Below are 20177 nucleotides of genomic sequence, written 5' to 3'. Positions count from 1 at the left end.
GGTCCGCTTTCGCTCGGGCGGCCGGGTGGTCGGGTCCGGCCGTCGGTCAAAGGGTGATCACAATGCATGACCACAAGATCAGACGCTTCGGTTGCCTCGGAGGATGCACGCGTCTCGCGGGAGTGTGTCCGGAAGTACCCGAGGACCGCTGTCGATGCCGGGTCGACCACGAGATATCTTGATGTCGAGCAATGTTGCAGACGTGGAGCGGAGCACCCGGTGACTGACTCGACCATCATCTATACGCACACTGACGAGGCCCCGGCCCTGGCGACGTATTCCTTCCTGCCGGTGGTCCGGACGTACGCCTCGCAGGCGGGTGTCGCCGTGGAGACGCGTGACATCTCGCTGGCCGGGCGCATCATCGCGTTGTTCCCGGAGTACCTCACCGAGGACCAGCGGATTCCGGACGCCCTGGCGGAGCTCGGCGAGCTCGCCAAGACGCCCGCGGCGAACATCATCAAGCTGCCGAACATCTCGGCGTCGATCCCGCAGCTGAAGGCCGCGGTCGCCGAGCTGCAGGCCCAGGGCTACGCGCTGCCGAACTACCCGGACGACCCGAAGACCGACGAGGAGCGGGACATCCAGGCCCGCTACGACAAGGTCAAGGGCTCCGCGGTCAACCCGGTCCTGCGTGAGGGCAACTCCGACCGCCGTGCCCCCGCGTCGGTCAAGAACTACGCCAAGACCCACCCGCACCGCATGGGCGCCTGGACCCCCGAGTCCAGGACGAACGTGGCGACGATGGGTGTCGACGACTTCCGCTCCACCGAGAAGTCCGCCGTGATCTCCGAGGCGGGCGCGCTGAGGATCGAGCTGGTCGGCGACGACGGCTCCACCACCGTGCTGCGCGAGTCGGTACCGGTCCTCGCGGGCGAGGTCGTCGACGCCTCCGTCCTGCACGTCGCGCCGCTGCGCGAGTTCCTGACCGCGCAGATCGCCAGGGCCAAGGCCGAGGGCGTGCTGTTCTCCGTGCACCTCAAGGCCACGATGATGAAGGTCTCCGACCCGATCGTCTTCGGCCACGTGGTGCGCGCCTTCTTCCCGAAGACCTTCGCGAAGTACGGCAAGACGCTCGCCGCGGCCGGTCTCACCCCGAACGACGGTCTGGGCGGTATCCACAAGGGCCTGGAGGCCCTGCCCGAGGGCGCCGAGATCAAGGCCTCCTTCGACGCCGAGCTCGCCGAGGGCCCCGCGCTGGCGATGGTCGACTCCGACAAGGGCATCACCAACCTGCACGTGCCGTCCGACGTGATCGTCGACGCCTCGATGCCGGCCATGATCCGCACCTCCGGCCACATGTGGGGCCCGGACGGCGAGGAGGCCGACACCCTCGCGGTGCTGCCGGACTCCTCGTACTCCGGCGTCTACCAGGCCGTGATCGACGACTGCCGTGCCAACGGCGCCTACGACCCGTCGACGATGGGTTCGGTCCCGAACGTCGGCCTCATGGCGCAGAAGGCCGAGGAGTACGGCAGCCACGACAAGACCTTCGAGGTCCCCACCACCGGCACGGTCCGCCTCGTCGACCAGGCCGGCGACGTGGTGATCGAGCAGACGGTCTCCGCCGGTGACATCTTCCGCGCCTGCCAGACCAAGGACGCCCCGATCAAGGACTGGGTGAAGCTGGCCGTCACCCGCGCCCGCGCCTCCGGCAGCCCGGCCGTGTTCTGGCTGGACGAGACCCGTGCGCACGACGCCAACCTGATCGCCAAGGTCCAGGCGTACCTGCCGGAGCACGACACCGAGGGCCTGGACATCCGGATCCTCAACCCGGTCGAGGCGACCAAGCTGTCGGTCGAGCGCATCCGCCGCGGCGAGGACACCATCTCCGTCACCGGCAACGTCCTGCGCGACTACCTGACCGACCTGTTCCCGATCCTGGAGCTGGGCACCAGCGCCAAGATGCTGTCGGTGGTCCCGCTGATGGCGGGCGGCGGCCTGTTCGAGACGGGCGCCGGCGGCAGCGCGCCGAAGCACGTCCAGCAGCTGGTCAGGGAGGACTACCTGCGCTGGGACTCGCTCGGCGAGTTCTTCGCGCTGGTCCCGTCCCTGGAGCAGTTCGCGACGGTCACCGGCAACACCCGCGCCAAGGTCCTCGCCGACACCCTCGACCGCGCCACGGCGACCTTCCTCAACGAGGACAAGTCCCCGACCCGTCGCGTCGGCGGCATCGACAACCGCGGCAGCCACTTCTTCCTGTCCCTGTACTGGGCGCAGGAGCTGGCGCGGCAGACCGACGACGCGGACCTGGCGAAGGTCTTCGCCCCGCTCGCCGAGACCCTCGCGGCGAACGAGCAGAAGATCGTCGACGAGCTGAACGCCGTCCAGGGCAAGCCGGCCGACATCGGCGGCTACTACCAGCCCGACCCGGCGAAGGCCGCGAAGGTCATGCGCCCGTCGACCACGTGGAACGAGGCACTGGCGTCCCTCAGCTGACGCCACGCCCTCGCGGGCCCGTTGTGTGACTCCGCCCCGACCGGCGACCAACCGGCCGGGGCGGAGCCGTATGACCACATCGGCGTGCGGACCGGCGAGGGCGGTGTTCCGGACGCCTTCGTCCCGCTCGGCACGGCCGCCGCCCGGCAGCCCCTGTTGTGACACCTTGATCGTGCACCCACACCACTGACAACGCCCCCGGGAGCAGCCTCATGACCTCCGCCGCGCCGTCCTTCGAGCTGCTGCCCGGTGCCGGGATGTCGCCGGTGATCCTTCATGTGCCGCACTCCTCGCGGGAGATACCGGCCGACGTGCGCGACGGCATCCTGCTCGGTGACGCGGAGCTGGAGCGGGAGCTCGACCACATCGTCGACGCGCACACCGCTGAGCTCGCCGCGGCGGCGGCGAGGCTGTCCGGCGTCGCTCCCTGGCGGTTCGTCAACCGGCTCTCCCGGCTGGTGGTGGATCCGGAGCGGTTTCCTGACGAGCGGGAGGAGATGCTCGCCGTGGGGATGGGCGCCGTGTACACACGCACCACGCACCGCGCCCCGCTGCGGTCCGCGGACACCGGCCCCGAGCCGTTGGTCGCGCGGTACTTCCGGCCGTACGCGCGAGCGATGACGGACGCGGTGGCCGGGCGGCTGGCCGCGACCGGGCGGGCCGTCGTCATCGACGTGCACTCCTATCCCACCGAGGCGCTCCCCTACGAGCTGCACGGCGACGGGCCCCGGCCGCCCGTCTGTCTGGGCACCGACTCCTTCCACACCCCCGGCGGGCTGCTGGGCGCTGCCCGGGAGGCCTTCGCGGGGCTCGGGGAGATCGGCCTGGACAGCCCGTTCGGCGGGGCCTACGTGCCGCTGGAGTTCTACGGCAGGGATCCCCGGGTGAGCGCGCTGATGGTGGAGATCCGTCGGGACACGTACATGAGTGAGCCGGGCGGGCCCGCGGGGCAGGGTCTCGGGCGTCTCGCCGACGCCCTGGCCGGTCTCGTCGACGCCGTGAGCGGCTGACGGGGACCCTGCCTGTCACCTGATGACGGACGACCTGGCCCCGGTCAGACGCGCAGCCACTGGGTGACCACCACCTGCCCGCCGGTCCGCAGCCTGAGCGCGAAGGGACCGGCGGGAGTCGTGTCGGACGCGAACCGTCCCATGTCGTCGGCCAGGAGCGGCACGCCCGGCTGGGGCCCGTTCAGCACCTCGACCGTGCCCGACCGCGGAGGCAGCACCTGGCCCATCAGGCCCTGCGCGGTCACCTCGACGTCGAGGGTGACGTCCCCCGAGTGGAAGGTCAGCATCCGGGGAACGTCCGTCGCCCCCCGCACCGGGATCGCGTCGGTCAGCGAGTCGAAGGTCAGTTCGGCGAGTTGGGCGTCGAGGTCGTGCAGCGCGTAGGCCTCGACGGCGAGCTGCCGCAACGCCGGCGGGACCGGGTCCAGGATGCCGGCGGCCCGCCGCAGCTCCTCCTCCAGCAGGTCACCGTCGACCTCGTCGTTCATGTCGTTCATGCCGTCCATGGCGCTCACAGTGCTCCCCGTGCGTCGAGTCGGGCGCGCAGCCGGCGCAGACAGCGCTGACGCAGCGGTCCGATGCTGCCCACCGCGATACCCAGGGCGGCGGACACCTCCTGGTAGCTGGGCGGCGGTGAGGCCATCAGGACGCGCAGCAACTGCCTGCACCGCTCGCCGAGTTCCTCGAACTCCTGCCACACACGCCGGATGCGTTCGGTCTCGGCGGCGGCCTCCTCCGAGTCGAGGAACGACTGCTCGGGCGTACGGTCCTCGCTGACCCGGTCCAAGAGCTGGGGGTCGTCGGTCGGCATCAGCCGCCGCAGGCTCTTGAGCACCTTCAGGCATTCGTGCCGTGTCGTGCTCGCCAGCCAGGACCCGGCCTTCTGCGGTTCCCGGATCCGTCCCAGGTGCTGGGCGAAACGGAACCACACCGTCTGGTACACCTCGTGCGCGTCGGCGTCGGAGAGCCGGTGTGCGCGCACCACCGACCACACCAGCGGGCTCATACCTTCCACCAGCGCCTTCCAGGCCGCCGCGTCACCGTCGACGGCTGACTGGACGAGCACGCCGACATCTGCACGGTCCACGGCCCCACCCCTCGTGTACGGCACGTCATCGTACGCCGTGGAGGGGGCGATTCCGGACCTCATGCGGGGGCCGAGCGGCGCACGACCGGGACCGGGCGCCAGGTGCCCGGTCGCAGCGCCGGAACGTGCGCCCCGCGCACTTCCGCGAACTCGGTGTTCGCGGCGAGCAGTTGCTGTCGGGCGACCCGCGGGTCGGACTCCTTGTGGGCGCTCATGTGGGCGGCGACCATCCCGGTGGCGACGGGGGTGGCGAAGGAGGTGCCGCTCCAATGTGCGAACCCCTCGAACATCACCTGGTCGGGCTTGGCGGTGGTGCCCTCCTCGCTCAACGCACCGGTGTGGCGCGGGGCCTGGCAGGTGCAGACGTAGGTGAAGCCGTAGCGGCAGTCGTCGTACGTGGAGTGCTGGTACGCGTACGGGACGGGCGCGTCGAAGCCGGTGAGGGCGCTGGTGAGGCGCTCGCCGGGGGCGTAGGCGTTCACCCAGGGCCCGTGGTTGCTGAAGCAGGCGCCGTGCTCGCCGTCGCCGCGCAGCGCGCCGACCGACAGGACGACGTCGCGGTACTCGGGCAGCGAGGCGTACGCGGCGGGCCAGAAGGGGGTGGCGCTGGCGTTGTTGCCGGCCGCCGCGACCAACAGGGTGCGCTGCCCGCGGAGTTCCTCCATGAAGGCGGCGATGCCGAGCAGACCGTCGGTGCGGCCGTTGGAGGTGCCGGCGGAGAGGCTGATGACGTCGGGCCAGCCATGCTCGTCGACGGCGTCGAAGAGCCTCTCGCCGAACTCGGACTCCAGAACGGCCCCGGCGTCGTTGAGCGTGTTGCGGACCGTGACGTCCGTGTTCGGGGCGACGGCCGCGACGAGCCCCGCGATGAACGTGCCGTGACCGACGTACTGCAGGAGGTTGCCCGCGCTGTCGGTCTCGGTGGCGTGCAGGTCGCCGCGGACGTGGGCGAGCAGCGGGACGACGGTGTGGTCGTGGGTGAGTCCGTTGTCGATGACGAGGACGTCGACGGCGGTGTCCGCGTCGTGGCCGGTCTCGGCGGGGGCCGGGTTGGGGCCCTGGGTGAGCGGGGCGGGCACGGGCTCGTCACCGGGGCAGGAGTTGACCGCGATCGAGACCACGTGGTTGCGGCTGATCAGCCGGTGTCCGGCGCGTCCCTCGTGCTCGCGCATGGCCCGCATGGCGTGAGCGACGGCCAGGTCGGCGTGCCGATCGCCGTGGCCGGGGTCGCCGACCTGGATACGGGTGATGCCCGAGCGGTTGGTCTGCGGGCCGGCCCGCCGCACCTGATCCCCGGTCAGTTCGGTCGCCTCGGTGAAGTGGGCGCGCACGTGGTCCTCGACGAGCCGGGCCTCCTCACCATCACGGGCGAGGACGACACCCTTCTCGTAGATGAACTCCGCCGCGTCGTCGGGCCCCAGGGCCAGCGGGACGTCGGGCATGGAGCGCTGGATCTGGTCGAACTGCTCGTGGAATCGCTGAGGTGCCATGGTGTGTCCTCCCCGTGGGCGACGGTCGTCAGTCAGAGCCCCGCGCCCGCTGATTGATACAGCGCCAAGCCTGTGTGGCGGGTGACCTGGACCACTACCATCCGTGGAGTGACAGCGGGAAGCGACTCGGTTCTCGAACTGCTGCCGATGGTGTTCGCCGCGCCCAACGAGGCGCTGGCGCGGGCCCGGGAGGTACTCGACTCCGATCCGTCTCCGTGGGATGCGTCCGTCGCCCATCAGGTGATCGGGATCTGGCAGCGGGACTGGGGCGATCTGCGGATCGCGCTGCACCATCTGCGTCTCGCCCGGGATCTGGCGGCGCGCGCCCAGTCGCCCGACCGGGAGGCGGACGTCCTGGCCGCGCTCGGCGTGGCCCTGGTGCACGCGGGGCGCACCCGGCAGGGCCTGGCGGCGCTGGAGCGGGGTGTCGCGGTGAGCGGCGGCCACACGCGCGCGCGGGTGCTGTTCCGGCGGGCGTACGCCTCGTGGGTGCTGGGGCGTCACCGGGAGGCGCTGGAGGACGTACGCCGGTCGATTCCCGTGCTGCGGCAGGCGGGCGACGTCATCTGGACGGCTCGGGCGCTGACCCTGCGGGCGACCGTGCATCTGGCGCTGGGCGCGGTGGACCGGGCCGAGGCCGACTTCACCGCGGCCGAGGCGCTGTGGGACACGACCGGCCAGGAGCACGACAAGGCCGACGCGGTGGAGAGCCGGGGCCTAGCCGCGTTCCGGTCGGGCGACATCCCGGCGGCGCTGCGGCTGCTGGACGAGGCCGCGGAGCGGTACGCCGAACTCGGCACGCCCACCTTCATGTTGACCATCCGGCGCTGCGAGGTCCTGATGGCGGCCGGGCTCGCCCCGGAGGCGCTGGCCGAGGCGGACGCGGCGATAGGTGTCCTCGACGGCATCGGCGGACAGTCCACCCGCAAGGCGGAGCTGCTGCTGGTCGCGGCGCGGGCGGCCCGGCTGGCGGGCGATCCGCACACGGCGATCGCCCGCGCGGCCGTGGCCGTGCGGCTGTTCGCGGGGCAGCGGCGCAGCTGGTGGGAGACGCACGCCCGGCTGGTGCTGATCGAGGCGCGGGTGACCACCGGGCGCGGTTCGGGGCGGCTGGTCGCGGACGCCGCCGCGGTCGCCGACCGGCTGGCGTCCTTCGGTGCGCCGGCCGCGCCGGAGGCGTCGCTGCTCGCGGGCCGGATCGCGCTCGGTCTGGGCTGGACGGCCGACGCGGAGCGGCACTTGGCCATCGCCGCCCGCAGTCGGCACGGCGGGCCGCCGCTGGCGCGGATGACGGGCTGGGCGGCGCAGGCGCTGCGGGCCCGGGCCGCCGGTTCCGGGCGGGGTGTCCTGGAGGCCTGCCGGCGGGGTCTCGACGTGCTCGACGACCATCGGATGACGCTCGGTGCCTCGGAGCTCAGGGCTCGGGCCACCGCGCAGGGCGCGGAACTCGCCGGGCTGGCCCAGCGGGCGAGCCTCGACTCGGGCGGGCCGCGACGGCTCCTGGTGTGGAGCGAGCGCTGGCGGGCCACCGTGCTGTCCGCGCCGCCGACCCGGCCGCCCGCCGATCCGACCCTGCTCAGCGGTCTGACCGCCTTCCGGGAGATCGCCGCCCGCGCGGAGGCCGCCCGCCAGGACGGCCGTCCGGTCCCGGCGCTGGAGCGGGACCAGCGGCGTCTGGAGCGGGAGATCCGCTCCCGGACCCTGCACATCCGCGGCGACGTGCCCGGCGAGGGGAGCCGGTTCGACCCGGCGCGGCTGCTGGCACGGCTGGGCGACGAGGTACGGCTGGTGGAGCTGGCGGTGCTCGACGGACGGGTTCACGTGCTGTTGTGCGGGCAGGGGCGGGTGCGGCGGTTCGAGGCGGGGCTGCTGGCCGAGGCGGAGACCGAGGCCGAGCACGTCCAGGCCGGGCTGCGGCGACTGGCCCACCCGGGGGCGGAGGCCCGGCGCCCGGTGGTGGAGGCGGCGGGCCGGCGTCTGGAGGAACTTCTGTTCGGCCCGGCGGCGGCGCACCTGGGCGGCGGGCCGCTCGTGGTGGTGCCGCCGGGCCGGCTGCACCGGGTGCCGTGGGCGCTGCTGCCGTCGCTGCGGGAGCGGGTGTTCAGCGTGTCGCCGTCGGCCGGCAGTTGGCTGCGCGCCCGGGAGACGGCATCGCCGCCCGGCGGCCGACAGGTGCTGGTGCGTGGCCCGGGTCTGGCGAGCGGCGGCGCGGAGGTCCCCGAACTGGCCGGGCGGTACGGCGGATCGACCGTGCTGGAGCACGAAGGGGCGCGGGTGCCCCGGGTGTTGGAGGAGCTCGACGGGGCGGCGCTGGCGCACATCGCCGCGCACGGCACGTTCCGGGCGGACAGTCCGCTGTTCTCTTCGCTGCGGATGGCCGACGGCCCGTTGATCGTCCACGACTTCGAACGCCTGGACCGCAGCCCGTACCGGATCATCCTGTCCTGCTGCGACACCGCCCGGTTCGCGTCCGTCGGCGCCGACGAGCTGCTCGGCCTGGTCACCGCGCTGCTGCCGCTGGGCACGGCGGGGGTGGTGGCGTGCAGCGCGCCCGTCAACGACGAAGCGGTGGTGCCGTTGATGCTGGCGCTGCACAAGGGGCTCAGTGCGGGTCTGTCCCTGGCGGAGGCGCTGCGCGACGCCCGGACCGCGCTGCCGGGCGACGCGACCCACCAGGCCACCGGGTGGTCGTTCTCGGCGTTCGGGGCGGCGTGAGCCGCGTGGGGGCCGCTCCAGTCGGCCTCGCGGGCGGCCTGACCCCTCCCCCACGGGGGTCAGACCGCCGGTCCATGGGGTCGCTCAGGCAGCGTCGTCGAGCGGCGGCTCCAGGGTCTTCGCGCCGCTTTCGAAAGTCGTCACGCTAACTGGAGCCGCCATACTCCCGCCTGATACAGGGGGACTTGAGTAGCCCCGGCTCAGGCGCCCCGGGCCCGGCTACGTCATGTGGCCGCCGCCGCCCGTTCGCCCCGTACGTCGTCCGGGAGGGCGAGGCCGAGTTGGTGGCGCAGGGTCGGGCCCTCGTACTCCGTGCGGAACACGCCCTGTTCCTGGAGCAACGGGACGACCTGGTCGGCGAAGGTGTCGAGTCCGCCGGGGGTGATGTGCGGGACGAGGATGAAGCCGTCGGCGGCGTCGGCCTGGACGTAGTCGTTGATGGTCTTCGCGACGGTGGCCGGGGATCCGACGAAGTTCTGCCGGTTGCCGATCTCGATGACCAGGTCGCGGATGGACCAGTTGTTGGCCGCCGCGCGTTCCCGCCACTCCTGGGCGGTGGCGAGCGGGTCGCGGTACATCCGCACCTGGGCGCGGCCGCGGGCGATGGTGTGCTCGCCGAGTTCCGGGTCGATGTCGGGCAACGGTCCGTCCGGGTCGTACGACGACAGGTCCCGGTTCCAGACGAACTCCAGGTGCTTGATGGCGGTGGCGCCGCTGACCTGCCGGCGGCGGACCTCCTTGGCGAGCTCCTCGGCCTCGCCGTCGGTGTCGCCGAGCACGAAGCTCGCGGCGGGCAGGATCTTGAGCTGGTCGTGGCCGCGGCCGTACTTGGCGAGGCGGCTCTTGACGTCCGTGTAGAAGGCCTGGCCCTCGTTCAGGGTGGCGTACCGGCTGAAGATGGCGTCGGCGTCGGAGGCGGCGAACTCGCGGCCCTCGTCGGAGTCACCCGCCTGGAAGATCACCGGCCGGCCCTGGGGGGAGCGCGGCACATTGAACTGCCCGTGAATGTCGAAGTGTTGGCCGGTGTGGACGAAGGACCCGGCCTTCGCGTCGCTCAGGAAGGTGCCGGTGCTCTGGTCGGCGAGGATCTCGTCGCCCTGCCAGGAGTCGAAGAGTTCGTGCGTGGTGGCGAGGAACTCCTTCGCACGGGAGTAGCGCTCCTGCTGCGGGAGGAAGCCGCCGCGGCGGAAGTTCTCGCCGGTGAACGCGTCCCAGGAGGTGACCACGTTCCAGGCGGCGCGTCCGCCGGAGAGGTGGTCGAGGCTGGCGAACTGGCGGGCCACCTCGTAGGGCTCGTTGAAGGTGGAGTTGATGGTGCCGGTGAGTCCGAGGTGCTCGGTGACGGCGGCGAGCGCGGCGAGGACGGTGAAGGTGTCGGGGCGGCCGACGACGTCCAAGTCGTATATTTTCCCGCCCTGTTCGCGGAGCCGCAGCCCCTCCGCGAGGAACAGGAAGTCGAACTTGGCGCGTTCGGCGGTCCGGGCGAAGTGGGCGAAGGAGCTGAACTCGATGTGGCTGCCGACCTCGGGGTCGCTCCACACGGTGGTGTTGTTGACGCCCGGGAAATGGGCGGCCAGATGGATCTGCTTGAGCGGCTTGCTCATGGTCGGTGGTCCTTCCGGCTCAGACGGTGGCAGGGGCTGCGTAGCGGTTGGCGGGGCGGGCCAGGCCCAGCAGTCCGCGCAGGGTGTCGGCCTCGTAGGAGCGGCGGAAGGCGTCACGGCGCTGGAGTTCGGGGACCAGGCCGCGGGTGATCGCCGGGAGGTCGTGGCCGGCGACGGCGGGACGCAGCCGGAAGCCGCTCAGCCCGGCCTCCTGCAACTCCTGGAGCAGGTCGGCTAGTTGGGCGGGGGTTCCGGTGAAGATCCGGGCGTCGCCGGTGTACGGCTCCCCCGCGAGGGCGTCCAGGCGCTCGCGGCGTGCCGCGGCCTCGGCCGGGTCGTCATCGAGGAAGACCACCAGGTCGCCGAAGACGTGCAGAGTCGCGTCGGCGCGGCCGGCCGCCGTCTGCTCGGCGCGGATCTCCGCGACGATCGCGCGGGCCTGGTCGGCATCGTGCGGGGTCACATAGCCGACGTCGGCGGACCGGGCCACCAGACGGTACGGCACGGTGTCGTGCGCGAGGGCGCTGACGATGGGCTGGCCCTGGGGCGGGCGGGGCGTGATGGAGGGCCCCTTGACACTGAAGTGCCTGCCCTCGAAGTCGATGTAGTGCAGCTTGTCCCGGTCGATGAAGCGGCCGGTGGCGACGTCCCGGATCTCCGCGTCGTCCTCCCAGCTGTCCCAGAGACGGCGCACCGCCTCGACGTAGTCGGCGGTCTCGTCGAAGAGGTCGGTCACCAGGTCCTGGGTGTCCGGGCTGTCGTAGGCCTCGATGCGCGGGATGGTGCGGCGGCCGAAGTGCGCGGCCTCGTTCGGGCGGGCGGTGATCTGCACCCGTACGCCCGCCCGGCCGGTGCTGACGTAGTCGAGGGTGGCGATCGCCTTGGAGAGGTGGAACGGCTCCGTGTGTGTGACCACCGCGGTGGGGACCAGGCCTATGTGCCGGGACAACGGGGCGATGCGCGCCGCGATCAGTACGGCGTCCAGACGGCCGCGTACCTGGTCGGTGCGCTCGTCCGGGTCGAGGAAGTGCGAGGACTGCGGGCCGAGACCGTCCTCGATGGTCACGAAGTCGAGCAGGCCGCCTTCCGCCTCGGCGACCAGGTCGGCCCAGTACCCGGCGGTGAGCAGGTCACGGGGCCGGGCCACCGGTTCGCGCCAGGAGGCGGGGTGCCAGCCGGTGCCGTCCAGGGCGACGGCGAGGTGCAGGGCGGAAGAAGGGGATGGGGACACGGATGGGTGCCTTCCTGGAGGTCCGTACGAGATCACCGGCCCGCACGGATCGGGGGCACGGCGGCTGGGCGCCGAAGGGAGGATGTGCCCCGGCCGAAGGCTGGGGAGGCTGGAGCTGCTGGGGGCACAGGTCAGGAGCGACAGAGTGCGCCGGCCACGCGCTGGAGGTCGATGTGCGGCCGGGAGTGGAGGTGGACGGAACGGAGAACGCACATCACGTCCGCCACCTCCTCCTTCTCGGCGCCGATGGCGCCTCGCGGATCTCGTTCCACGTCACAACGCCTCCGCCGCGCCCGATGTTCCTGGGCTGCGGACCACGAGGATTCTAGAGCGGCGGCGCACGGCGAAGCCGATCGACTCGTAGAGCCGGATCGCGTCGGCATTGTTCTCGGCGGCGTGCAGGAACGGGGTGTCGCCGCGTTCGCGGATGCCCGCGGCGACCGCGCGCACCAGCCGGGTGGCCAGGCCCCGCCCGCGATGTTCCGGGTCGGTGCACACCGCGCTGATCTCCGTCCAGCCGAGCAGCCGGAGCCGTTCGCCGGCCATGGCGATCAGCCGTCCCCGCTCCCGGATGCCGAGGTAGGCGCCGAGTGCGACGGTGCGCTTCAGGAACGGGCCCGGCCTGGTGCGGGCGACCAGGTCGAGGATCTCGGGGACCTCGTCGGGCCCGAGGCGTACCGCCTCGGGGGCGGGTTCGGCCCGCAGCGCGGTATCGACCAGTTGGACGCCCACTCCGCCGCCGACCACCTCCCAGCCGTCGGGGACCCGCTCCACCGGCTTGATCCGTACGACGGTCCCGGCGCCGACGAGTGTGTGCAGGTCGGCCCAGGCGGCCGGGTCCCCGGGATCGGCGAGGGCGGCGAAGGCGTAGACGTCGGCCGGATAGCGGGCGGCCAGGCCGACCCTTTCGGCGAGATGGGCGTGCGGGCCGTCGAGCGCCGCCCACACGGCGTTGTCGAGGAGGGACGTGTCGAGCGCGGGCGGGGCTCCGCCTCCGCGGAGGTCGGTCTGTGGGGCCACGGAGGCGGAGTCCCTTCTCATTCAACTGACAGGTGTTCTTGCTGATGTGATGGTTCGTCAGGAGTTGTCGAGCGGCAGTCCGGGCGGGTTGACCTCGGACTTGGACACGGCTTCGTTGGTGAGGTTCCAGGCCTTGAGCCACTTGGCGTACTGGCCGTGCTCGATCAGGTAGTTGATGGCGTCGGCGAGGGGCTTGGCGAGGCCGCTGTCCTTCTTCGCCGTCGCGGCGATCAGGCCCTGGAGTGTCTCGCCGGCACCGGAGAACTGGCCCGCGATACGGGTCGCCTGGGGCGTGTTGGCGGTTTTCGTGGTGTGGTAGGCGAGGCTTGGGTTGGGGCCGAAGTACGCGTCGATCTTTCCGCTGCTCAGCGCCAGGTAGATGCTGTTGGTCTCCTGGAAGTACTTGACGGTGAGGGGCTTCTTGCCCTCCTTGGCCAGCTTCGCCTTCCACTCCAGGAGGACCTTCTCCTGGTTGGTGCCGTTGCCGACGGAGACCGTCTTGCCGGCGAGGCTCTCGTAGTCGCCGTCGAAGTTCCAGGTGTTGTCCTTCTTCACCTCGAAGGCGAGATCGTCCTTCCGGTAGGAGGCGAACTCGTACTTCTGCTTGCGCTCCTCGGTGTCGGTGACGTTGGAGAGGGCCACGTCGACCTTTCCGCTGTCGAGCCCGATGAAGAGGTTCTCCCAGGTGGACCGGCGTATCTCCGGCTTGAGCCCGAAGACGGCGGCCACCAGTCGGCCGAGGTCGGGCTCGGAGCCCGTGATCGTCTTCTGGTCGTCTCCCACGAAGCCGAGCGGCGGGCTGCCGGAGGGCAGCGTGCCGGAGCCGATGACCAGCTTGCCGCTCTTCTTGAGGGCGGCCGGCAGCTCGGCGCTGATGGACTTCACCTGGGAGACCTTCAGGGAGGTCTCCTTCGCGGCGCCGTTGGACAGCTGCCCCACGGTGACCGTGCCGGCGGCGTCGGTTCTGGTGGCGGCGTCGCTTTCGCCGCCGCAGGCGGCGAGCCCGGAGGCAAGGGCGGTGACGGCGGTCGCCGCGCTGATACCGCGTATCAGGCCGCGTCGGGAGATCCGGGTGGGCATGGCTGTCCTTGTCGCTCAGAGGATGGAGAAGGCTGTGTGGGGGAAGCGGTGGTTCCCGGCGCCGGCCGGGTCAGAGCACCTTGCTCAGGAAGTCCCGGGTCCGCTCGTGCCGCGGCTTGTCCAGGACCTCGGAGGGCGGGCCCTGTTCGACGATCCGGCCGTCGTCGATGAAGACGACCCGGTCGGCGATCTCACGGGCGAAGCCGACCTCGTGGGTGACGATCACCAGGGTGGTGCCGCTCCTCGCCAGGTCCTTGATGACGGCGAGGACCTCACCGACGAGTTCGGGGTCGAGCGCGGAGGTCGGCTCGTCGAAGAGGATGACGCCGGGACGCAGCGCCAGGGCGCGGGCGATGGCCACGCGCTGCTGCTGTCCGCCCGACAACTGCCGTGGATAGGCGGCGGCCTTGTCGGCCAGACCGACCCGGTCCAGCAGTTCACGGGCGAGTTTCTGCGCGTCGGCCTTGCCGAGCTTCCCGGTCGCCACCGGGGCGGCGGCCACGTTGTCCAGCACGGTCAGATGCGGGAAGAGGTTGAAGTTCTGGAAGACGAAGCCGATGCGGCTGCGCTGGGTCAGGATGGCCCGCTCGCTCAGCTCCTTCAGGCGCTCGCCCTGCCGGCGTACGCCGATCAGCTCGCCGTCGAAGCTGACGTATCCGATCTCCGGCTTCTCCAGGTGGTTGATCACCCGCAGCAGGGTGGACTTCCCGGAACCGGACGGGCCGAGGATCACGGTGACCTCGCCGGCCCGCACCGTCAGGTCGACCCCGTCGAGCACCCGGTGGGCGCCGTACCACTTGTGCACGTCGTGCACCTCGACGGCGGCGGCGTCGCTCAGAAGCGTCTCGGTGGTCATACGGCGGCCTCCCGGCGGATGCGGGCCCGCAGGTCGGTGAGACCGGTCCGCAGCTTCTGCGACGGCGTCGGCGGCAGGGTGCGGGTGGCACCCCGGGCGTAGTACCGCTCGACGTAGAACTGGATGACGGACACGACGCTGGTGAGGAGCAGGTACCAGACGGTGACGACCAGCAGCAGCGGCACGATGTCGCCGGGGTAGGTGGCGCCCATGGTCTGCGCGCTGCCGAACAGGTCGAGCAGGGACACGTAGAAGACCAGCGAGGTGCTCTTGATGAGGCCGATCAGCTGGTTGACGTAGTTCGGGGTGATGGAGCGCAGCGCCTGCGGAAAGACGATCTTCCGGAACTGGTAGCCCTTCGGCAGGCCGAGCGCGGAGGCCGCCTCGTGCTGGCCCTGGTCGACGGAGAGGATGCCGCCGCGGACCACCTCGGCCGCGTACGCCGCCTCGTTGAGGCTGAGCCCGATGACGGCGACGACCATGTCGGTGGCGAGCCGGGACTCGTCGAAGGTGAAGAAGGCCGGTCCGAAGGGGACGCCCACGCTGAGCGTCTGGTACAGGGCGCTGAAGTTGTAGAGGAACAGCAGCACCACGATCAGCGGGATCGACCGCAGCGCCCAGACGTAGGTCCAGCTGACCGCTCGGAGCACCGGGCTGCGCGACAGCCGGGCGAGGGCCAGCAGGATGCCGCCGAGGAGACCCAACACCGCGCTGTAGGCGGCGACTTCGAGGGTGATGAACAGCCCGTCGAGGATGGTCGGCCGCAGGAACCAGTAGCCGAAACGGTCCCACTGGTAGAACGGGTTGGACACCAGGCCGTGGACGAACTGGGCCGCCAGGACCAGCACGACCGCGGTGGCGATCCAGCGGCCCGGGCGGCGCAGCGGCAGAACTCGCTGTGCCGTGAGGCGGGGTGACGGGGTGTCGGTGGGTGGCGGTGCCTCGGCGAGGGACACGGCGGCGCCTGGGGGTTCACTCATGGAGGGCTCCGGCGGAGTCGGGACCCCTCGGACGCGGCGAACACGGCGTGCGCCGACGGCCGCTCTGCGACGGGGACGCTACACACGGGAATGCACGGAACCGGGGGCTGGGCGGACATCGGCAACACCGCGCGGGCGGTGTTCGTCAGGAACGCTGGGGCTGGGGGAAGGAGTTCAGCCCCGACAGCGGGCACGGCCCGGTGCGGTACACAGTGCGCTGTTCACGCGCAGCAGATCAACGGTTCGGTCGGCGACGAGGAGGGTCGTGTACGACAGTACGCAGCCCTGAGGGCGGCGCGTGACCGTCCTGGGAGCTGCGTACATGGCGTCACCGTCACTCTTCCGGCCCTGTGGGCCTCGCACTTACCGAAACTTCGGTCCGGTCGTCACCTGGGGCACCCCACCGCGTGCGAGGGTTGCCGGTCAGCAAGCCAGGGCTTGTCGCTGACGCTCATGACCTTCTGGCCGCAAGTTAAGACAAACGCCGGAACGCATGTCAACGCCGGTCCGCCCATTGAAACGGGTCACACGCCCCGCGCCGCGTGAGCGGCCCAGTCGAGGATCTGCACGGCCGCTCCGGCGGCCTCCAGGCCCCGGCAGTGGGCGTGGTGCCGGCGGGCGATGCCGTCGAGGTCCAGGTGCGCGCCGAAGGCCGGGTGGGCGGCCAGGCGGCGGGCGTAGGCCCACAGGGCGTGGTGTCCGGCGACGCGGTGCACCGCGGCGGCGTCGAGGTGGTTGCGGTGCACGGTGTCCAGCTGCACCAGAGTGACCCACAACTCGACGTCGGCGAAGGTGAGATGGTCGCTGATCAGGTAGTCCTGGAAGGCCAGCCGGCGCTCCAGCACGCCGAGCGCGGCCAGCAGGGTGTCGAGGGCGGTCGCCCGCTCCGCCGCGTCGGCTCCGGCCCGGCCCGCGCGCTGCGCGGCCTCGTTGATGTCCCGGGCGCACATCCTCTCGACGGCCTCGATCTCGCTCTCCGTCCCGCACGGGTACAGCGCGGGCCGCCCGGCGCCGAAGTGCCGGGCCAGGTCGCGCGTGATGTCCGGGGCGTGGGTGCTCACGATCCGCCCGGACCAGTCGTCGCTGAGCACCGGCCCGACGGCCGGGCCGGTGTACCGGTGCGCGCTCGCGTCGTACAGCGGACGCAGCGCGGAGTGACCGCCGTCGGAACTGTCGGGCACGGCGTCCAGACAGGTCACGGGACAGGCGTCGGCGAGGCCGAGGAGGGCGTGCACGACGGCGATGCGCAGGCCGTCGGAACAGACGGGTGACAGATGCAGGCGATAGCGGCGGGGCACGGCGTAGTGGCCACTGCGCGCGTCCCGGCCGATCCGGCCGCGGAACGCGGGGGTGGAGGGGGCGGACGGGACGGCGGCGAGCGGTGTGACGGACATGGATCTCCCCGGGGATGAATGCGCAGACGTACGCGCGGCGGAAGCGTCGTCGGGCCGTGAGCGGCCGGCGTCCACCCGAGCGCGCAGCCGGTGGGGCACCGTAGTGCGGCGTGCGCGCAGGGGGTGGGGCGGGGTCGCTCAGCTCAGGGGGCGGATCGCACTGCAGACCCGCTGAAGATCGATGTGACGGCGGGAGGTCAGAAGAGGCGACGGCCGAGACGTACGGCTCACACGGCCGGTCATCGACTCAAGGCGCCCCATATTTCCCTACCCGTTCACTAGGATTCCCCTCTGGAGTGTCGATCGGCTTCGGGTCTGCGTCAAGAGGGCGTCCACGGGGCGGGCACCGACCGCGACTACTCCGGCGGCGTCGGTGTGTCGTGGGTGCGGTACATCGCCTGGACGTCCAGCTCCAGTTGGACCGTCGGACCGACCACCGCGATGCCGCGGGCCAGCATCGAGCGCCAGTTGAGCGTGAAGTCTTCGCGGTGCAGCTCCGCCTTGGCCAGGGCCGCGCAGCGCAGTTCCTCGCCGTAGCCGCCGTTGACCATGCCCAGGTACGTGGTGTCCAGCGAGACCGAGCGGCTCACACCGTGCATGGTCAGGCTGCCCTGCAGCGCCCACTTGGTGCCGCCCCGGTAGGCGAAGCGGGTGCTCGTGAAATCGATGTACGGGAATTGGTCGACGTCGAGGAAGTCGGCGGAACGCAGGTGCGTGTCCCGGGTGTTGTTGCCCGTGGTGATGCTGGACGCGTCGATGCGTACGTCGACGCGGGACCGGGTCACGTCCTGGGCGATCTGGAGGCCGCCCTTGAAACGTTCGAAACGGCCGTGCACATGGGCCATGCCGACGTGCTTGGCGACGAAGCGGATCGCCGTGTGCGGCGGGTCGAAGAGCCAGGTTCCGGGGACCGGGAGTTCGAGCTGCCGGGCCGACTGGAGCCACACGCGCCGCGGGGACGGGCCGGTGTCTCCGACGATGTCGAGGGTCTCGCGATGCGGTTCCAGCCCCTCGGCCACGATCAGCAGGCTGTAGCTGCCCGGCGGCAGGACCGCCATGAAGTAGCCGTACGGGTCCGTGGCACCGCGCGCCGCGACCCGGTGGCTGCCGAGTTCCGTCACCGTCACCTCGGCCGCGCCCATGGGCTCGTTCAGCGGGTCCAGGACCTCGACGATGACGGCACCCGCGCCGGCCGGAACGGGAAGCGTGAGGCCCGCGGCGCCTGCGGGGGCACGCTTGAGATGCCGCCGGAGCAGTCCGAGGGGCATGGTGTTCACCTTTCAGTTTTCGTCGGTCGACCAGTCCGTGAGTCGGTCGGTCGTTCAGTCGGTCGGTCGTTCAGTCGGTCAGTCGGTGATGGGGCTGTTCCTGGGAGCTGTTGCCCGTCGTTCCCGTCAGGCATGCCCGAGGATCCGCCGCACCGCCCCGTCCAGCAGTCGCTCGGCGTCCTGAGGCGTCGTGGCCGCCGTGGCGTGCCGGAAGGCGACGTACCCGTCGGGCCGCACGAGCAGCGCTCCCCCGTCGGCCACCTCGCTCAGGCGCGCCCAGTCCCCGTACGGGTCCTCGTACTCCTGGCCGGGCCCGATGACGACGGTGGCGATCTCCAGTGCCTGTGCCCGGGCCTGTGCCCGGGCCGCCGGCAGCCAGTGCCCTCCGCCGATTCCGGTGATCAGGGTGAAGCGGCCCTGTCCGACGGTGTCGAGCGTGGACACGGTGCGCGTGCCCGAGGTGATCCAGGCGTGCGGGAGCTTGGCGCCGGGGCGGGAGCTGGGCTGGTGGTGCAGCTCGGGGTCGCGGTCGAAACCGGGGTCGGAGGTGCCGTCGGGGACGATCGCGGACGAGGTGTAGCGCTGGTTGAGGTCGACGCCGTGCGCGTTGAACTCGTACACCTTGAAACCGATCGCCGCGCGCAGCTCCGCGCGCTGCTTCTGGGCCGCGGGGGTGTCGTCCTTGCGGGCGTCGATGTTGGCCCACAGTTGCTCGGGCGTCTGCGGGGAGAGCCCGTCGAGCGCCTCGAAGACGGGGGCGGTCTCGCCGATGGACTTGTTGGCGCGGGTGACGATCTGCCTGCCGACCGGGGCGCGTTCGGCGGTGTAGGTGTCCAGCAGCTTCGGGGACGCGGTGCCGTCGAGGACGAGCCGGAGCTTCCAGGCCAGGTTGTAGGAGTCCTGGATGGAGGTGTTGGAGCCGAGGCCGTTGGACGGTGGGTGGCGGTGCGTGGCGTCACCGGCGCAGAAGACGCGGCCGGTGGAGTAGGTCTCCGCGTACATCTCGTTGACGGTCCAGGCCGAGGACGACTTGACGGTCACCGGGATCTCGTCGTCGCCGACCAGCTTGCGGACGACCGACTCGGCGTACTCGGTGGTGAGGTCGGGGGCGCCCGCGGTGACGTCGTACCCCCAGACGATCATCCACTCGTTCCAGGGGCGGACGCAGCGCACCAGGCCCGCGCCGATGCCGCCGACGGTGGCGCCCGGGGCGAGCACCCAGTACAGGGTGGACGGACGGTGGGCGGTGTACTTCGACAGGTCCGCGTCGAAGACGATGTTGACGCTGCCGGCCACCCCCATCTGGCCGCCCATCGGCAGCCCGGCGTCCTCGGCGATCTGCGAGCGCCCGCCGTCGGCGCCGATCAGGTACTTGGCGCGGATGGTGTACTCGTCGCCGCGCAGCCGGTCCTCGACGGTGACCGTCACTCCGGAGGCGTCCTGGACGAAGGACTTGTAGACCGTGCTGAAGCGCAGGTGCGTGCCGCGCGCGACGGCCGCGTCGACGAGCACCGGCTCCATGAGGTGCTGGGGCATGTCGCACATGCGGGTGGGGCTGGCGAGTTCGTGCGCTGCCTGGACGAGCGGGTCGTTGCCCCAGGAGCGGACCCGGCCGAGTTCCTCGCCGGCGAGGCTGGTGCAGAAGGTCGTGTCGCCCATCAGGTGCTGGGGCGTCGCCTTGGCGACGACCTCCGACTCCACGCCGAGGTCGCGCAGCACCTCCATGGTGCGCTGGTTGGTGATGTGCGCCCGGGGTGTGACCGCGAGGCTCGCGTAGCGGGTGACGACGATGTTCGGTACGCCGTAGGTGCTCAGGGCGAGCGCGGCGGAGGCGCCCGCGGGGCCACTGCCGACGATCAGCACGTCGGTCACGACATCGGGCTCGACGGTGTGCACGGGGAACGCTCCAGGGATGAGAACAGGCGCCGACTGTTCAAGATCATGTCCGGAAACGCGGCAGTCCGGGTGTCTCAAAACGAGTCATCGCGTGGGACATGACACAG

At 71.4% G+C, this 20177-nt stretch carries 18 protein-coding genes and 1 riboswitch; of the genes, 4 read left to right on the top strand and 14 right to left on the bottom strand.

Annotation, left to right across the window (positions count from 1 at the left end):
• Window positions 1-219: 219 nt before the first annotated feature.
• From AB0H86_RS17915 to AB0H86_RS17905, 3 genes are read left to right on the top strand one after another with little or no spacing between them, the layout of a single operon-like run.
• Window positions 220-2439, top strand: a complete 2220-nt coding sequence (locus tag AB0H86_RS17915; protein WP_362438820.1) for an NADP-dependent isocitrate dehydrogenase — start codon at window positions 220-222, stop codon at window positions 2437-2439.
• Window positions 2440-2460: 21 nt separating this feature from the next.
• Window positions 2461-2601 (top strand): hypothetical protein, encoded by a 141-nt coding sequence (locus AB0H86_RS17910; protein ID WP_362438817.1) that lies wholly within the window; start codon window positions 2461-2463, stop codon window positions 2599-2601.
• Between the two features lie 50 nt (window positions 2602-2651).
• Window positions 2652-3449 carry an N-formylglutamate amidohydrolase gene (locus AB0H86_RS17905; RefSeq protein WP_362438814.1) on the top strand — a complete coding sequence of 266 codons (798 nt, stop codon included), beginning with the start codon at window positions 2652-2654 and terminating at the stop codon, window positions 3447-3449.
• A gap of 44 nt (window positions 3450-3493) precedes the next feature.
• Here AB0H86_RS17905 and AB0H86_RS17900 read toward each other — a convergent pair whose 3' ends face one another.
• From AB0H86_RS17900 to AB0H86_RS17890, 3 genes are read right to left on the bottom strand one after another with little or no spacing between them, the layout of a single operon-like run.
• The gene (locus AB0H86_RS17900; protein WP_362438810.1) at window positions 3494-3955 is read right to left on the bottom strand and encodes a hypothetical protein; all 462 of its coding nucleotides are present in this window, start codon (window positions 3953-3955) and stop codon (window positions 3494-3496) included.
• A gap of 5 nt (window positions 3956-3960) precedes the next feature.
• Window positions 3961-4536, bottom strand: a complete 576-nt coding sequence (locus AB0H86_RS17895) for a sigma-70 family RNA polymerase sigma factor (RefSeq protein WP_362438807.1) — start codon at window positions 4534-4536, stop codon at window positions 3961-3963.
• A gap of 59 nt (window positions 4537-4595) precedes the next feature.
• A complete protein-coding gene (locus AB0H86_RS17890; RefSeq protein ID WP_362438804.1) occupies window positions 4596-6026 on the bottom strand; it encodes a S8/S53 family peptidase in 1431 nt (476 codons plus the stop codon).
• 147 nt (window positions 6027-6173) lie between these two features.
• Here AB0H86_RS17890 and AB0H86_RS17885 point away from each other — a divergent pair, with 147 nt between their 5' ends.
• Complete coding sequence (locus AB0H86_RS17885) at window positions 6174-8741, top strand: CHAT domain-containing protein (protein WP_362439673.1); 2568 nt, start codon at window positions 6174-6176, stop codon at window positions 8739-8741.
• Between the two features lie 224 nt (window positions 8742-8965).
• On the opposite strand, the gene AB0H86_RS17880 is transcribed toward AB0H86_RS17885, so the two are convergent.
• The 11 genes from AB0H86_RS17880 to AB0H86_RS17830 all read right to left on the bottom strand — a co-directional run bounded on the left by AB0H86_RS17880 (window position 8966) and on the right by AB0H86_RS17830 (window position 20070).
• A complete protein-coding gene (locus AB0H86_RS17880) occupies window positions 8966-10345 on the bottom strand; it encodes an NtaA/DmoA family FMN-dependent monooxygenase (protein WP_362438801.1) in 1380 nt (459 codons plus the stop codon).
• Window positions 10346-10364: 19 nt separating this feature from the next.
• On the bottom strand, window positions 10365-11576 hold the full coding sequence (locus AB0H86_RS17875; protein WP_362438798.1) for an LLM class flavin-dependent oxidoreductase: 1212 nt from the start codon (window positions 11574-11576) through the stop codon (window positions 10365-10367).
• A 131-nt stretch (window positions 11577-11707) separates the two neighbouring features.
• A complete protein-coding gene (locus AB0H86_RS17870; RefSeq protein ID WP_362439670.1) occupies window positions 11708-11791 on the bottom strand; it encodes a putative leader peptide in 84 nt (27 codons plus the stop codon).
• 58 nt (window positions 11792-11849) lie between these two features.
• A complete protein-coding gene (locus AB0H86_RS17865; protein ID WP_362438795.1) occupies window positions 11850-12596 on the bottom strand; it encodes a GNAT family N-acetyltransferase in 747 nt (248 codons plus the stop codon).
• A gap of 57 nt (window positions 12597-12653) precedes the next feature.
• On the bottom strand, window positions 12654-13676 hold the full coding sequence (locus AB0H86_RS17860) for an ABC transporter substrate-binding protein (protein ID WP_362438792.1): 1023 nt from the start codon (window positions 13674-13676) through the stop codon (window positions 12654-12656).
• A 70-nt stretch (window positions 13677-13746) separates the two neighbouring features.
• Entirely contained in the window at window positions 13747-14532 is a 786-nt protein-coding gene (locus tag AB0H86_RS17855) for an amino acid ABC transporter ATP-binding protein (protein WP_362438789.1), read from the bottom strand.
• On the bottom strand, window positions 14529-15512 hold the full coding sequence (locus AB0H86_RS17850; protein ID WP_362438786.1) for an amino acid ABC transporter permease: 984 nt from the start codon (window positions 15510-15512) through the stop codon (window positions 14529-14531). Before AB0H86_RS17850 ends, AB0H86_RS17855 begins: the two co-directional genes overlap by 4 nt.
• Window positions 15513-15866: 354 nt before the next feature.
• Window positions 15867-15971: riboswitch (SAM riboswitch) on the bottom strand.
• Between the two features lie 65 nt (window positions 15972-16036).
• On the bottom strand, window positions 16037-16906 hold the full coding sequence (locus tag AB0H86_RS17845) for a glutathione S-transferase C-terminal domain-containing protein (RefSeq protein ID WP_362438783.1): 870 nt from the start codon (window positions 16904-16906) through the stop codon (window positions 16037-16039).
• 138 nt (window positions 16907-17044) lie between these two features.
• Window positions 17045-17149 carry a putative leader peptide gene (locus tag AB0H86_RS17840; protein ID WP_362438780.1) on the bottom strand — a complete coding sequence of 35 codons (105 nt, stop codon included), beginning with the start codon at window positions 17147-17149 and terminating at the stop codon, window positions 17045-17047.
• 113 nt (window positions 17150-17262) lie between these two features.
• Window positions 17263-18174, bottom strand: coding sequence for a YceI family protein (locus AB0H86_RS17835; RefSeq protein ID WP_362438777.1), 912 nt, complete (start codon window positions 18172-18174; stop codon window positions 17263-17265).
• A gap of 126 nt (window positions 18175-18300) precedes the next feature.
• Entirely contained in the window at window positions 18301-20070 is a 1770-nt protein-coding gene (locus AB0H86_RS17830; protein WP_362438774.1) for an FAD-dependent monooxygenase, read from the bottom strand.
• Window positions 20071-20177 lie beyond the last annotated feature (107 nt).

Source organism: Streptomyces sp. NPDC050997 (genome assembly GCF_040660135.1).
Lineage (GTDB): Bacteria > Actinomycetota > Actinomycetes > Streptomycetales > Streptomycetaceae > Streptomyces.
Note: the sequence above shows the minus strand (reverse complement) of the source record. Positions and strands in the feature narration are given on the sequence as shown.

Coding starts and splice junctions, on each gene's coding strand:
- AB0H86_RS17905 (WP_362438814.1), top strand. CDS start 2,652: ATGACCTCCGCCGCGCCGTCCTTCGAGCTGCTGCCCGGTGCCGGGATG.
- AB0H86_RS17900 (WP_362438810.1), bottom strand. CDS start 3,955: ATGGACGGCATGAACGACATGAACGACGAGGTCGACGGTGACCTGCTG.
- AB0H86_RS17890 (WP_362438804.1), bottom strand. CDS start 6,026: ATGGCACCTCAGCGATTCCACGAGCAGTTCGACCAGATCCAGCGCTCC.
- AB0H86_RS17885 (WP_362439673.1), top strand. CDS start 6,174: ATGGTGTTCGCCGCGCCCAACGAGGCGCTGGCGCGGGCCCGGGAGGTA.
- AB0H86_RS17880 (WP_362438801.1), bottom strand. CDS start 10,345: ATGAGCAAGCCGCTCAAGCAGATCCATCTGGCCGCCCATTTCCCGGGC.
- AB0H86_RS17870 (WP_362439670.1), bottom strand. CDS start 11,791: ATGTGCGTTCTCCGTTCCGTCCACCTCCACTCCCGGCCGCACATCGAC.
- AB0H86_RS17860 (WP_362438792.1), bottom strand. CDS start 13,676: ATGCCCACCCGGATCTCCCGACGCGGCCTGATACGCGGTATCAGCGCG.
- AB0H86_RS17855 (WP_362438789.1), bottom strand. CDS start 14,532: ATGACCACCGAGACGCTTCTGAGCGACGCCGCCGCCGTCGAGGTGCAC.
- AB0H86_RS17850 (WP_362438786.1), bottom strand. CDS start 15,512: ATGAGTGAACCCCCAGGCGCCGCCGTGTCCCTCGCCGAGGCACCGCCA.
- AB0H86_RS17845 (WP_362438783.1), bottom strand. CDS start 16,906: ATGTCCGTCACACCGCTCGCCGCCGTCCCGTCCGCCCCCTCCACCCCC.
- AB0H86_RS17840 (WP_362438780.1), bottom strand. CDS start 17,149: ATGACCGGCCGTGTGAGCCGTACGTCTCGGCCGTCGCCTCTTCTGACC.
- AB0H86_RS17835 (WP_362438777.1), bottom strand. CDS start 18,174: ATGCCCCTCGGACTGCTCCGGCGGCATCTCAAGCGTGCCCCCGCAGGC.